13 protein-coding genes and 1 tRNA gene are annotated in these 14,580 nt (G+C 25.7%); 11 read left to right on the top strand and 3 right to left on the bottom strand.

Translation table 11 applies throughout. The annotated features are described in order from the left end of the window. Nucleotides 1-121 precede the first annotated feature (121 nt). From IGS63_RS01475 to IGS63_RS01445, 7 genes are all read left to right on the top strand, one after another. Nucleotides 122-754 carry a TetR/AcrR family transcriptional regulator gene (locus tag IGS63_RS01475; RefSeq protein ID WP_190615280.1) on the top strand — a complete coding sequence of 211 codons (633 nt, stop codon included), beginning with the start codon at nucleotides 122-124 and terminating at the stop codon, nucleotides 752-754. Beyond that, nucleotides 741-1,592, top strand: coding sequence for an ABC transporter ATP-binding protein (locus tag IGS63_RS01470; protein WP_190615279.1), 852 nt, complete (start codon nucleotides 741-743; stop codon nucleotides 1,590-1,592). The genes IGS63_RS01475 and IGS63_RS01470 overlap by 14 nt, the downstream gene beginning before the upstream one ends. Nucleotides 1,593-1,605: 13 nt before the next feature. Then, the gene (locus tag IGS63_RS01465; RefSeq protein WP_190615278.1) at nucleotides 1,606-2,406 is read left to right on the top strand and encodes an ABC transporter permease subunit; all 801 of its coding nucleotides are present in this window, start codon (nucleotides 1,606-1,608) and stop codon (nucleotides 2,404-2,406) included. A gap of 15 nt (nucleotides 2,407-2,421) precedes the next feature. Then, complete coding sequence (locus IGS63_RS01460) at nucleotides 2,422-3,222, top strand: ABC transporter permease subunit (protein ID WP_190615277.1); 801 nt, start codon at nucleotides 2,422-2,424, stop codon at nucleotides 3,220-3,222. A gap of 148 nt (nucleotides 3,223-3,370) precedes the next feature. Continuing rightward, nucleotides 3,371-4,192 (top strand): septum site-determining protein MinD, encoded by an 822-nt coding sequence (gene minD, locus IGS63_RS01455; protein ID WP_190615276.1) that lies wholly within the window; start codon nucleotides 3,371-3,373, stop codon nucleotides 4,190-4,192. A 4-nt stretch (nucleotides 4,193-4,196) separates the two neighbouring features. Next, nucleotides 4,197-4,451 (top strand): hypothetical protein, encoded by a 255-nt coding sequence (locus IGS63_RS01450; RefSeq protein ID WP_190615275.1) that lies wholly within the window; start codon nucleotides 4,197-4,199, stop codon nucleotides 4,449-4,451. A gap of 2 nt (nucleotides 4,452-4,453) precedes the next feature. Continuing rightward, nucleotides 4,454-4,852: a secondary thiamine-phosphate synthase enzyme YjbQ gene (locus tag IGS63_RS01445; protein ID WP_190615274.1), complete on the top strand. Its 399-nt coding sequence runs from the start codon at nucleotides 4,454-4,456 to the stop codon at nucleotides 4,850-4,852. Between the two features lie 22 nt (nucleotides 4,853-4,874). On the opposite strand, the gene IGS63_RS01440 is transcribed toward IGS63_RS01445, so the two are convergent. Next, nucleotides 4,875-5,810: a hypothetical protein gene (locus IGS63_RS01440; protein ID WP_190615273.1), complete on the bottom strand. Its 936-nt coding sequence runs from the start codon at nucleotides 5,808-5,810 to the stop codon at nucleotides 4,875-4,877. 71 nt (nucleotides 5,811-5,881) lie between these two features. Here IGS63_RS01440 and IGS63_RS01435 point away from each other — a divergent pair, with 71 nt between their 5' ends. From IGS63_RS01435 to IGS63_RS01425, 3 genes are all read left to right on the top strand, one after another. After that, nucleotides 5,882-8,032 (top strand): ATP-binding protein, encoded by a 2,151-nt coding sequence (locus IGS63_RS01435; protein ID WP_190615272.1) that lies wholly within the window; start codon nucleotides 5,882-5,884, stop codon nucleotides 8,030-8,032. Between the two features lie 15 nt (nucleotides 8,033-8,047). Continuing rightward, nucleotides 8,048-9,100 (top strand): reductive dehalogenase domain-containing protein, encoded by a 1,053-nt coding sequence (locus IGS63_RS01430; RefSeq protein ID WP_190615271.1) that lies wholly within the window; start codon nucleotides 8,048-8,050, stop codon nucleotides 9,098-9,100. A 125-nt stretch (nucleotides 9,101-9,225) separates the two neighbouring features. Then, the gene (locus IGS63_RS01425) at nucleotides 9,226-10,443 is read left to right on the top strand and encodes an IS256 family transposase (RefSeq protein ID WP_190613348.1); all 1,218 of its coding nucleotides are present in this window, start codon (nucleotides 9,226-9,228) and stop codon (nucleotides 10,441-10,443) included. Between the two features lie 219 nt (nucleotides 10,444-10,662). On the opposite strand, the gene IGS63_RS01420 is transcribed toward IGS63_RS01425, so the two are convergent. Then, on the bottom strand, nucleotides 10,663-12,336 hold the full coding sequence (locus IGS63_RS01420) for a nucleoside kinase (RefSeq protein WP_190615270.1): 1,674 nt from the start codon (nucleotides 12,334-12,336) through the stop codon (nucleotides 10,663-10,665). Between the two features lie 64 nt (nucleotides 12,337-12,400). Here IGS63_RS01420 and IGS63_RS01415 point away from each other — a divergent pair. Continuing rightward, a tRNA-Gln gene (locus IGS63_RS01415) sits at nucleotides 12,401-12,476 on the top strand. An 83-nt stretch (nucleotides 12,477-12,559) separates the two neighbouring features. Here the strand turns inward: IGS63_RS01415 and IGS63_RS01410 are convergent. Further along, on the bottom strand, nucleotides 12,560-14,518 hold the full coding sequence (locus IGS63_RS01410; protein WP_190615269.1) for a peptidylprolyl isomerase: 1,959 nt from the start codon (nucleotides 14,516-14,518) through the stop codon (nucleotides 12,560-12,562). Between the last annotated feature and the right edge of the window lie 62 nt (nucleotides 14,519-14,580).

Genomic DNA, 14,580 nt, shown 5'->3' with positions numbered 1-14,580 from the left:
TTTTGTTATATTTATATTTTATCACAAAACAAATATTTTGTTAATATTTAAGAAATACAAAAGAGTTATTATATGACCAAAAAGTCATATGACTTTTTGGTCATTAAGGGAGATGATAATTTTGCCAAAACAAACATTTTTTAACTTATCTTTAGAAAAGCAAGAAAGAATAAAAAATGCTGCAATTGAAGAATTTTCTAAATATTCTTTTTCAAATTCAAGTATAAATAGAATAATACAAGTTGCCAAAATACCAAAAGGAAGTTTTTATCAATATTTTGAGAATAAGGAAGATATATATATTTATATTATAGAAGAAATAGGAAAGGTAAAAATAAAATATATACAAAATAATATAAATGATTTTTCTAAAAAAAATATATTTGAAATTATACAATTATCTATTGAGTCTTCTTTAAAAATGATTTCAGAATATCCAAAATATGCTGAAATAGGTCTTAAAATGATGAATGAAGATACTAATTTTATAAATAAGATAATTAATAATTTAAAAATAAATATGTATGAATTTTTAAGTGTTCCAATTAAAAATGCAGTGAATGATGGATTAATTGATGAAAATTTAGATATTGATTTGTTAATTTTCTTCATTTCCAAGGTTTTATCATCAGTTTCTGAGTATGCAAAAGAAAAAGATATAAAAGATTTTAATGAAATTGCAGATTTAACAAATAAAATAATGTATATGATTGAAAATGGAATAAGAAGGAGGGAGCAAAATGATAAAAATTAGTAATTTAAAAAAGTATTATGGAAAAAATAGGGGAATAGAAGATGTTTCAATTGAGATTAAAGAGGGTGAAATTTTTGGATTGATAGGTCCTAATGGTGCGGGTAAAACAACAACTATTAGAATTTTAACAGGTTTTTTAAGTGAAGATGCTGGTGAAGCAAAAATAAATGGATTTAAATTGCCTGAAGATATAAATAAAGTAAAAAAGGATATAGGGTATATTCCAGGGGAGGTTAATTTTTATGGGGATATGAAAATAAAGGAGTTTTTAAAATTCAATAGAAATTTTTATGATAATGTGGATGTTAAATATGAAAAAGAAATAATAGAATTATTGGGTATAGATATAAATAAAAAGTTTAAAGAACTTTCACTTGGAAATAAAAAAAAGGTTGCTATTCTTCAAGCTCTTGTACATAAACCAAAGTACTTGATTTTGGATGAACCAACAAGTGGTCTTGATCCTTTAGTACAACAAAAATTTTATAGTTTAATTAAAGATCATAAGAAAATGGGATGTGCTATATTATTTTCATCACATATACTTTCTGAAATAGAAAAACTTTGTAATAACTTTGCAATGATAAAAGAAGGTAAGGTAATAAAGTCTGGTGCAATAGATGATTTAAGAGATATTTCAAGTAGAGTAATAACTGTTTATGGTTTAAATGATACATTGAATAATTTTAAGTTTACAGAAAAAAATAATGCAAAAGAGTTTTTAGTGAAAACAAAAGATATTCATTTTTTTATAAAAGAACTTTCAAACTTTAATTTTGAAGATATAGAAATAAAGAAACCGGATCTTGAAGAATTATTTTTAAAATATTATAAGTGAGGTGGTGAATTAAATGAATTTATTTAAAAAAGATTTTAAATATAATTTTAGAAGTCTTTTAATATGGTCAATAATAATTTTTTCTTTTTCATTACTATATATACCTTTTACAGAAAAAATACTATCAGATAGTGGTCAAATGGTAAAAATGTTGAATAAACTTCCAAAAATTTTTTTAAAATCATTTAATATAGATACAGAATCTTTCAGTACTCCAGAAGGTTTTTTTGGTTCTGAAGGTATGAGCTTTATTTTTATATTAACAGGTTTATTTTCTGCTACTCTTTCAGGAAGTTTATTTGCAAAGGAATTTGAAAATAAAACTATCGAATATTTACTTATAAAACCTTTTTCAAGGGTAAAAATTTTTATTCAAAAATATTTAGTATTGATTTCTAATATAATAATTTTAAATCTTATTTTTAATTTTAGTACTTTATATCTCTTTAGCGTTTTTGTTAGTAGTGAATATGATAAAAATATCCTTTTAGGTTTTGGTTTATATGTTTTTACCGTAGAGTTATTTTTTGGTGCTCTTGGAGTTTTATTTTCTATTTTATTTCAAAAGTCAAACTTAACAACAACATTATCTTTGGGAATTCTTTTTATAATGTATTTTGGAGAAACAACTGTATCTGAAATTAAATCAATAGAACCACTTGCAAAACTTAGTATATTTCATTATATGCCATTAATTGAAACAGTTAAAAATCATAAAATTTATTTAAATAATTCTATTGTGATAATACTTATATCTTTTATAATAATGTACATATCATTAAAAATCTTTGAAAAGAAAAATATTTTAATTTAAAGGGGATGAAAAATAATGAATTTATTTAAAAAAGAATTAAAGTATAATTTAAAAAGTTTTTTTATATGGGGTTCTGTTTTAATAATGTTTTCTTTACTTTTTGTTCCTTTTATAGATGGGATTTTACAAGATTCTGATTCTTTAAAAAAATTTATGGATAGTATGCCAAAGTTTTTATTAAAATCTTTTGGAACGAATACAGATACATTTTTTACTCCAGAAGGATTTTTTAGTACTAAAGGTATGACTATGGCTTACATATTAACAGGAATATTTTCTGTTTTAATTGCATCAAATATGTTTGCATATGAATATCAAAAAAAGACTATTGAGTATCTTTTGATAAAACCTTATTCTCGATTAAAAATATTTTTAATAAAATCTTTTTCTTTGATATTTTTTTATTTAGTTTATTTTTTTATCTTTGGTATTGCAAATTTTTTATTATTTAAATCATTTGTACATTATGAATATAATATAAATATAATAAATGGATTTGCTCTTTATTTATTTGTAATAGAAATGTTTTTTGGTTCTATTGCTGTTTTGTTATCCGTTTTATTTCAAAAAACTATATTAACTCAATCAATATCAATAGGTTTATTTGTTTTTATGTATTTTTCAGATATGCTTGGTTTTGCAATTGATAGTATGAGTTGGATTAGAAATTTTACAATTTTTAAATATTTTTCTTTAAATGAAACTGTTTCTAAAGGGCATGTTTTTGTATTAAATTCATTTATTATAATATTAATTTCTTTAACTATAATGTATGTATCTATGATTATATTTAAAAATAAAGAAATAGAGTATTAAAAAAATATTTGTTGGTTTTAATTTTATGTTAAAATCAACAAATGTTTTTGTATTTTAATGCTTTATTATTACCTTTTTGTGATATTATATATGTGTGAGAAGTATTTATTATGATAGACAGGATAGCTCAAAAATTGGGGGGAATGAAATGAAACAATCTAAAATTATAGTTGTTACTTCCGGTAAGGGCGGTGTGGGGAAAACAACTACAACAGCAAATATAGGTGTATCTCTTGCACAAAAGGGATTTAAAGTATGTGTTATTGATGCTGATATAGGATTAAAAAACTTAGATTTAGTTCTTGGTCTTGAAAATAGAATTGTCTATACAATAATAGATATAGTTAATGGAAATAAAAAAGTAAAAGATACTCTTGTAAAACATAAAACAGTAAAAAATTTAAATTTATTGGCTTCTTCTCAAGTTGCAAATAAAAATATGGTTGAACCAGAAGATATGGTTAAAATTGTTGATGAATTAACAAAAATGTTTGATTATATACTTATAGATTCTCCTGCTGGTATTGAAAGAGGGTTTTCAAATTCAATAAAAGCAGCTCAACATGCAATAGTGGTTACAACTCCAGATTTAACTGCTATAAGTGATGCTGATAGAGTTATAGGTCTTTTAGAAAATGAAGGCTTTAATGATAACAATATTTCATTAATTGTGAATAGAATAAAACCTAAAATGGTTGAAAAAAAGGAAATGTTATCTCCAGATGATATTAAAGAAGCTCTTGCAATTAATTTAATAGGGATAATTCCAGATAGTGAAGAAATAATTATTTCTACTAATGAAGGAAAACCTATTGCATTAGACTCTTCTAAATCAGTAGCTATAAACTTTAATAATATTGCTTTGAGAATCTCTGGAGAAGATGTTCCAATTGAAGAAGATATAAAAAATAATAATGTTGATACAGAAGGCTTCTTTTCATTTCTCAAGAAAATGATAGGAAGAAGGTGAAATGATGGGATTTTTTTCAAGAAAAGAAAAAAGTAGAGATGTTGCTGTTAAAAGATTAAATTCTTTTGTAAGGACTACAAGAGGTACTACAAGAACTATGGAAAATAAAAGTGATGAAATAAATTATATGGTTGAATATATAAAAGATTATGCTTATAGAAATTTAAATGTTGAAAAGAATGATGTGAAGGTTCATATAACAAAAGATGGGAGTTCAGTTACTTTAGTTGCAAATATTTTTTATGAAGGACGAAATTAATTATGGTTTATGAATATCCTGTTATTACTCACAAAAGAGAAGAATTGATAAATATAACAGATATGGTAAATGAATCTATTATAAAATCTAGAGTAAAGAATGGTGTATGTATTGTTTTTACAACACATACAACTGCTGCAATTACAATAAATGAGAATGCGGATCCGGATGTTAAGACAGATATAATAAAGTTTTTAAATGAAAAAATACCTTTAAATCATGGATTTAAACATTTAGAAGGAAATTCTGATGCACATATAAAATCATCTTTATTTGGATGTTCACAACAAATAATAATAAATGATGGAAAACCTTTGCTTGGAATATGGCAAGGTATTTACTTTTGTGAGTTTGATGGTCCAAGAAATAGAAGAATTTATATAAAAATATTAGAAGGGTAAAGACTCTTCTAATATTTTTATATTAAAGTACAATTTTTTCATATATTAATTGTAAAAGGACAGAAGCATATAAGATTGAACCTCGTAAAGTTATTAAATCTATATCAGATAAATAGTTTTCTTTGTTTTTTTCATTTCCAAAATATAGTGAAGATAATAAATTAAAGTTATACATATCAAATTTATTATTTCCAAATTTATCATTAACATTTGATATATAAGCAAAATCTGCATCAACTAATATATGTGTAAAACCTATTGAAAATGCATAAATTTTATCATTTTTTATTTCTATTCTATAGCTATAAGGTCTTAATCTTGATTCTGCTACCATGAAAGACAATAAAAGCTCAACAGGTATATCTTTTACTACAATTTTTTCTTTAAAAAAATTAGAAGATATATTATATTTTCTATAAAATGTTATATTTGAATTTAAATAAGTATAAGTATAATCAACGATAGCTTCTGCATAATTATTTAAATCATTCATATTTATTTTATAAGCTTTTAAAAGTTTATAAACCCTTTCTTTTAATATTTCTCTTTTTTTAAACTTTTTAATAATTGTTGGATTTAATTTTTTACTTTTTTTATTAAGAATTGGAATTTTTTCATAGATAATGTTTTTGTTTTTATCTATTATATTATTTAAATAAGTTTTAAATTCAATAGATCTTTTTAAATATGTTTTTGTTGGTATAAAAGGTTTGTCTGAAATTATTGTTTTGGATTTTAATACATCTTTTAATTCCATTTTTCCTAAAAAATAATTATAATAATTAAGTATAAAATCGTCGTATAAATAATTTTCTTTCATCGAGTATTTTTTTATTTCTTCAATACTCCTTGAAAATCCTTTATTATAGGCTGTTGCAATATATCTAATTTCATCATTAGTTAATGAGTATGCTACTATACTTAAAATCAATAAACTTAGAATTAGAAATTTTTTCATTCTTTCACCTTTCTTTCTAATTCAATTATAACAAACTTTTTTTAAAATCAAACTACAAAGAAGGAGATAAAATGTTTGTTTTTTCTTATATATCTTTAATATCATTTTTTACAGTTACAATAACAGGGTTTCTAGTTTATCTTAGAAATTCTAAAAATATTTTAAATATATTATTTGCAATAGCATGCTTTTTTGAGAGTATTTGGAATATAACGGAATTTATTATGCGAAGCACTAATAATTATTATACTGCTCAATCAATGTTAAAAGTTGTTTCTTTTTGGCCTTTTATTATAGCTCTTTCATTACATTTTTCTTTAGTTTATTCAGGGAGAATTATATTTAAAGAAAAGAAATTTATTTATATTTTTACGTATATTTCAGCCTTTATATTTTCTATTTATGGAATTTTTAATGAATCTATAATAATAAATCCAATTAAATATTCATGGGGTTGGAGATATATATTTAAAGAATTTAATGTTTTTAATGTAATAATGATTTTGTGGGCTTTAATATTAATATTTTTTATTTCATATCTTTCAATAGAAACTTTTAAAATACAAAAAAAGACAAAATATGAAAAACACTCAAAGTATATTTTGTTGGGTTTAAATTTACCTTTGATAATAGGTGTAATAACTGATTTTTTATTTCCTGCTTTTAATATAAAAAGTCCTGAATTATTTTCTTTATTTATGATAATTGGAAATTGTTTTATACTTTATGGAATGTTAAAGTACAATATTTTTTATTTTAGTTATGAAAAAACATCTTCTGAAATCTTGGAATCATTTACAGATTTTTTGATAATAACGGATAATGATAATATAATACAAAGAGTAAATAATAAATTAATAAAAGAAACTGGTTTTAAAAGAAAAGATATTATTTATACAAATATAAAAAATATTTTTTTTGAAAAAGCAAATGCAAAATTTGACAATAATTATAAAATAATAGCCGAAAAATTTTTACTAAAAACTTCTACAAATAAAAAAATACCAATATTGATGTCTGTTTCAGATTTATATAATGAGAATAAGGAAAAAACAGGTTATATATATTATGCAAGGAGTTTAAAAGATTTATCTAATATAAAAAATGAATTAAAAAAATCAGAAAAGAGATATAAGACTTTATTTAAAACCGCAAATGATGGTATTTTAATTTTAAAAGAAAATAAAATAATAGATTTTAATGATAAGATATTAACCTTATTTAAAACTACGTCAAAAAAAATTTATGGAAAAACTCCTATGGAATTTTCACCTGAAAAACAACCTGATGGAAAAAATTCTATTGAAAAAGGAGCTTATTATATAACAAAAGCTTTAAATGAAGGAAGCTGTTATTTTGAATGGGTTCATAAAGATACAAATGGACGTGAATTTTATTGTGAAATTAGTTTAAATAAACTAACTTTAAATGACCAAAACTATATTCAAGCATTGATTAGAGATATAAATGAAAGGAAAATTATAGAAAAAAAATTATTAAAAGCAAAAAAAGATGCAGAAAATGCAAGTAAAGCAAAGAGTATGTTTATTGCAAATATGAGTCATGAATTTAGAACACCAATGAATGCAATACTTGGAATTTCATCTATTTTACTAGAAAATAAAAATAAAAATCTTTCAAAAAAAGATTTGGAGTTTATAGAAATAATAAGAGAAAGTGGAAATCATTTACTTTCAATGATAAATGATATTTTGGACATATCAAAGCTGGAAGCTGGAAAGATGGAAAGAGTAGAAAGCCTTTTTTATTTAAATACCTTATTATTAAAAATTGAAAAAATAACCAAAGGATTATTAAATGGGAAAAAAATATCTTTTAACATAATTACTGAAAAAAACATACCTCAATATATTACTTCAGATATGAAGAAAATAGAAAGAATTTTAATTAATTTAATTGGAAATGCAGTAAAATTTACTGAAAAAGGTGTAATAATTTTAAGACTGTATAAAAAAGAAAAAAAATTATTTTTTGAAGTTTCAGATACTGGTATAGGAATAAAAGAAGAAAATTTAAAATTATTATTTAAAAGATTCAATCAAATTGATAATTCTTTTTCAAAAAAATATTCAGGAACAGGATTAGGACTTTATTTATGTAAAAGTATGGTTAATTATTTAAATGGAGAAATAACTATAAAAAGCACTTATGGTTCTGGAACAACTGTAATATTTTATATCCCATTAAAGGATAATAAATGATATTTAGGAGGGAATATGAAGAAAATTGACGAAAGAGATACTATGTTTGCAAGAATGAGTTATGATTTTAATGGTAAGGAATATAATGATTATTATTTTAGAAATCCAGATAAAAAGATAATAGACGATGAATTTAGAAATATGCCAGATTTTGGTTCAAAAGAAACTACAACTTATGATGAGGTTTTTACTCCTTTAGGAAATTCTAATTTTAAATTTTTAGCAGATATAAAACATTTAGTGAATGGAAAGTGTTCAGAAGAAAAAGTAAATGTTTCGCCTGAAAAAATAACAAAAGCAATAAAAAAATTAGGTAAGTACTTTGGAGCTGTTGAAATTGGTATTACAAAGATGGAAGATTATCATTATTATTCTTACAGAGGGAGAAATGGGCATTATGGTGAAAAAATAAAAGAGTATCATAAACATAAATATGGAATAGTTTTTGCAGTTGAAATGGAAAAAAATTTAATTAATAGAGCACCAAATGTTGAAGAAGCTATAACCGTAACTCAAGGTTATGTTAAAGCTGCAATTATTGGTATGCAATTGAGCTATTATATAAGAGAGCTTGGTTATCCTGCAAGAAATCATATGGATGGTAATTATTTAATTATTGCACCAAGAGTTGCAGAAGATGCTGGATTGGGTGAAGTTGGAAGAAATGGACTTTTAACTAATAAAAAGTATGGAAGTAGAATAAGATTGGGAGTTGTAACTACTGATTTGCAGCTTCTAGAAGATGAAAAAAAGTTATTTGGATTAAAAGAGTTTTGTGATTTATGTAAAAAGTGTTCAAAAAATTGTTTGGGACGTGCTATATCTGATAAGTCTTTAAAAGATAAAGAGTTTAACTTTTCTCAAGAAAACTGCTTTAAAGTGTGGAAGAAATTGGGAACAGATTGTGGTGTTTGTATTTCAAGTTGTCCATTTAGTCAAAATGTTCCTAATGAATTGTTAAAAAATGAAATTTTAACAAAAGAAGATATGGATAAAATTTTAGAATGGGATAAAAAAACAAATGGAAGACGTATGTATTTAAAAGAAAAAGATAATTTAATAATATAAAGGCAGTTACTGCCTTTATATTATTAATATTCAAAGGTTGATCTTCGAGAGTGTAAAATATTAAGTGTATAAGGAAAAAAAGATACAGATCTGGTGGTAAAATAAAACCAGAGGAGGTACGAAAAATGGGAAATGTACTACAGGAAATAATAAAGGAAATGGTAAGAAAAGGAGAAATCCGAACAATAAAGGATATAAAGGAATTAACAAAATCACTGACAGGAAATCTGATCCAGGAAGTACTGGAAGCGGAACTCGAAGACGAGCTGGGCTATGGAAAGTATGACAGAGAAAAGAAAAATACAGAAAATTCAAGAAATGGCTACAGGAAGAAGAATTTAAAGAGTAGTAGCGGTATGATAGAATTAATGGTACCTCGAGACAGAAAGGGAGAATATGAACCCAAAATAGTTCCAAAGTATTCGAATGATATTTCAGAGATAGAGGAAAAAATAATAAGTTTGTACGCAAGAGGAATGACCACCAGGGATATATCTGATCAGATAATGGATTTGTACGGATTTGAAGTATCAGCTGAACTGGTGAGCAAAATAACAAATAAGCTTATGCCATTAATAAAAGACTGGCAAGAAAGGCCATTACACGAAATATACACCTTCGTTTTCTTGGATGCAATATACTTCAACGTTAGAGAGGACGGAAGGATAGTAAAGAAGGCTGCTTATGTAATAATAGGTGTTGACATAGATGGAATTAAAGATGTGCTCGGGATATATGTTGGTGAAGTAGAAAGTGCCAAGTTTTGGATGGGAGTACTTAACAACCTCAAAAACAGAGGAGTTAAGGACATACTTGTAGCTTCAATAGATGGTCTTTCTGGATTCGAGCAGGCTATAAATGCAACCTTCCCGCAAACTATGATACAAAGGTGCATAATCCACCAGATTAGAAACACCCTGAAATATGTTCCTCACAAGGACAGGAAAGAGTTCGCAAAGGACTTAAAGACAATCTATACAGCACTGGATGAAAAGACAGGCTATGATAATCTAACCAATGTAATAAACAAATGGGGAGACAAGTATTACGCTTCATTGAGGAGCTGGGAGAAAAATTGGCACCTATTATCCACCTTCTTTCAGTTCTCAGACGGGGTAAGGAAGATTATGTACACCACGAACATCATAGAGTCACTTAACAGGCAATTCAGGAAGGCTACCAAGACCAAATCAATATTCCCTAATGACGATGCTGTCCTTAAAAGTTTATACCTTACTACCAAAAACGTGACAAAAAAATGGACAGCACGGTTTCACAACTGGAACGCTGTTATTTCCGAACTGGCCATCCTTTTCGAGGAACGTCTTAAAGACTACCTCTGAAAGTAGCTTGTAATCCTAAAAAACTTAATATTTTACACTCTCGGGAGATGGGTTGTCGCCCTTTCAGTCATTGCAGTTTTTTACTGTAAAAGGTTGGTTTTACCAATTTTGCCTTATTTAATTCATACTATTCAGGAACATTTTTTTCATTTTCTAATAACTACATTTTTTTAAGATTTTTGTCGTTGTTTTCCAATATTTATATGCTACCAGATATATCTAATACACACTAATCTTTACAGACTCTGATCTTCCTATAAATTCTCTTATTACAGATTTTTTAGGTATTTCTTCAAGTTCAGTTATTGGTAAGAAATAATCTAAAAATCTTAATAGTCTTTTTGCTTCAGAGTATTCTGGTACAGTATTATCTACTTGTAATAGTAGTGGTTCGGCAAAAATTTTTAAAACAGCTAATTCATATGCGAGATGTGAATTAAACATAATATCTGCTTCTTCTTGATAAGGGAAAATATTTTCTTCTTCACCTTTTCTTACACTTGGCCACATCTTCAATGTATCAAGTGCACTATGACCTCTAAAATTAAAATCTCTTACTATTCTTCTTATCAATCTTGTATCGGTTGTTGGAATTCTATTTACATCATCAAGGTTCATTTGAGTTAAAGCACTTACATAAATTTTAAACTTCCATTCTCTTGGAATTTTATTTGTTAATTTTTCGTTTAATCCGTGAATTCCTTCTACTATTAAAATTTGTCCTTTTTCTAATTTTAGTGTTTTTTGATGCCATTCTCTTTTACCAGTTACAAAGTTGTATTTTGGTAGTGTAACTTCTTTTCCTTCAAATAAATCCATCATATTTTGATTAAAAAGTTCCAAATCTAAAGCATTTATTGATTCAAAATCGTAGTCCCCATTTTCATCTCTTGGTGTTTTATCACGTTCTACAAAGTAATCATCGAGTGAAATAGGTATTGTTTTTATTCCATTTACTTTTAATTGTAAGGCTATTCTTTTTGCACTTGTTGTTTTTCCAGATGAAGATGGACCAGCTATTAATATTAATTTTATTTTATCATTTTTAATTATTTCATCTGCTATCATTGCATATTTTTTTTCATGAAGTGCATCGGCAACTCTTATTAATTCAACGGCAGATTCTTTTCCATGTGATATTAATTCATTCAATTCCCCTACTGTTTTTATTTCCATTATTTTTAGCCATTGTGTGTATTCTTTAAATGTAGAAGATAATTTTTCTAAATGTCTATATTCTGGCACTTCATCGGGTGATTCTTGATTTGGTTGCAATAAAACAATTCCATTACCTTGTTTTATTAAGTCAAATTTTTTTAAAGTTCCTGTAGATTCAGGCATGTATCCATAAAAATAATTAAAGTATTTTTTTATACTATAAATATTTACTGTTGATTTTTTTCTAAACTTAAATAAAAGTGCTTTATCATCTTTTCCAGCATCTTTAAACATTTTTATAGCCTTAAATTTTTCTATGTTTTCTTTTTTGAATGGAAGGTTTTGTTCAATTAATTCATTCATTTTTTCTTTTAATTTATTTATGAAATCTTCACTAGGATTTTTAGTTTCAAATTCACAGTATAGTCCATTTCCAATAGATGATTGAACATAAAGATTTTCATTTTTGTTTAATTCTTTTAAAGCTATTTCTAGTAAAAATAAAAGACCTCTTTGATAAATTTTAACTCCATCTGATGTAGATAGATCCAAAAACTCAATTATTCCATCTTCGTTTGGAATTTTAAATAGTTCCTTAATGTTGTTGTTGTATTTTACTGCAAAAACAGTTCTTCCTGTTTCTAATTCGTGTTTTTTTGCAAGTACTCCAAATGTACTACCTTCAGGAATTTCATATACTTTTTTTTCTTCAAGATTTCTTAACTTTATTTTCACGTTTTATACCCCCTTAACTATTGACAGAATGAATATTGTATGTTATAATTACTTACGTATGCGCTGGGACGTGGCCAAGCGGTAAGGCGACGGACTTTGACTCCGTTATTCCGTAGGTTCGAATCCTACCGTCCCAGCCATTTTTTATTCTCTTTTTTTTGAGAAACAAAAGCCGGGCTTTGCCCGGCATTTTTTTATCTAAATTTTTCTTCCTTATCTTGCTTTATTTTTTCATGCTGGATGCTTCATTTGAAATAGCTTTTTCTGTTTCTGCTATCATTTTATCTATGTCTTTGTAGTAGTTAGCGTCTATTTCTTTTGCTTTCTTTAAATAGTCTAATTTTAAATTATTATCTTTTAATGTTGTTGCGAAATCAATACCTAAGTCTATGGCATCTAATTTGTTTTTTGTAGATGCTTTTGGTGAAGCAATTACATTACTAATATTAACATATATTTCAGTAAATTGTTTTTGGAAATATTGTTTTATCATATCAGCACTCAAGTATCCCATATATTGTTTTAAACCGTTGAATTCAAGTTTTGTATATTGTACAACTGCATTTAAGTCGCTTGGGTTAATTTGATAGTATTCTTGAACTACTTTATTAGAAGTAGGATATTCATAGAATAAATCTTTTAATACTTTTAAGTTTTTATCTTGTATAGAATCAAAGTTTTTTTGTAGTTTTTCTTTTTCAGTTTTTGCTTCTTCAACTGTACTTATATTCATTTTAGAAACAGCTTCTTTTGCTTCTATAAATGATTTTGCATCAGTGTATTTGAATTTTTCTTTTGATAATGTTGAATCATTAGGATTTTCTTTTATTTTAGCTTCAATTTCAGATATTTTTTTATTTATAGTATCCATACCAAGAGCTATTACAGATTTATCTGTATCTTGTAGAGAAATAAATCTTTTTACTTCTAAAAGATTATTATTAACATTATTTCCGTGTGCTTTTAATAATGTTGCATATAATCCAAGTAGTTCTACATCAGCTTCTGGTAATACTTCGTTGTCATCTCCAAATATTGCTGGAGTTAATTCATCAATTAACTTTGAAATTTTTGTATCATCTGTTGCAGCAGAAGATAATTCTACCATAAATTCATATTTATTGTCAAGGTATTTTACTGAGAATTTTTCATCTTCTTTATATTTTTTTAGCCAATCTTTAAATTTTGTATTTTGTAAATCTTGTTCTATTTTACTATAAACATCTGTGTATAAGAAAACATCTTCTGGTTTATTAAAAACCTTTTTGTCATTTACTTTTATTAAATGATATCCAAATTGAGTTTTTACAGGTCCAACTACAACTCCAGGTGTTGCAGCAAATGCAGCATCTTCAAATTCTTTTACCATTTTATTTCTTCCAAAATAACCTAGGTTTCCACCAGATGTTGCATTTGATGTGTCTTTAGAGTATTTAGCAGCAGCATCTTCAAAGCTTATTTCTTTATTGTCTATCATTTTTTTAATTTTTAAAGCAGTTGCTTCATCTGATACAAGTATGTGTTGTGCATTAACTTGTTCATTTTCTGCTTTTATTTTATCAAAATCTTCTGTTATTTTTTTGAGTCCTTCTGCTCTTGTTACTGTTGCAACTTTTGAAAGAACTCTGTTGTATATTAAGTTGCTTTCTACTCTTGAATCTTGTCCATTAGTCAAAAGATCTCTTACCTTTTTTTCGCTTCCATAGTATTTAATAATTTTATCCCAATTTTCTTGATTGTTTTTCAAAGAAGCTATGTAAGAATTAACTTGATTTTCTAATTCTTTTTTGACTTCGTTTTTTGTTGGCATTAAATGATTTTTTTCTGCGAAGTATTTAACAATATCAAAATCTGCAATCTGATTTACCAAAGAATATTTTAATCCAAGTGCATCAAAAACAGGATCTATTTGTTGATGATACTGTTGTTCTAACTGTGATTTTCTTGTTTTATATTCAGCATCTAATTCAGTTTTCATAACCCAATATGGGTAGTCTAGTTCCTTACCATCCTTTTCTAAAACAGCTACTGCGTTTTGTTTTGTTGGTGTATTAACAGATTTTGCTTTAGTTGCACCAGTTGAAATATAAGCGCTTATACTCCATGCTACTGTACCTATTACGAAAAAAGCCACTATTAAAAATGAAATAACTTTTTCGTGTTTTACAAACCAATCTCTCATGTGTTTCCTCCTCCAATCTCCCTATGTTAGTATATCTATTTATTTTATCACAAAAAATAGAA

This window comes from Tepiditoga spiralis, assembly GCF_014701195.1.
GTDB classification, from domain to species: domain Bacteria; phylum Thermotogota; class Thermotogae; order Petrotogales; family Petrotogaceae; genus Tepiditoga; species Tepiditoga spiralis.
The sequence above is the reverse complement of the archived record's forward strand: the minus strand, read 5'-3'. Positions and strand labels throughout refer to the sequence as shown.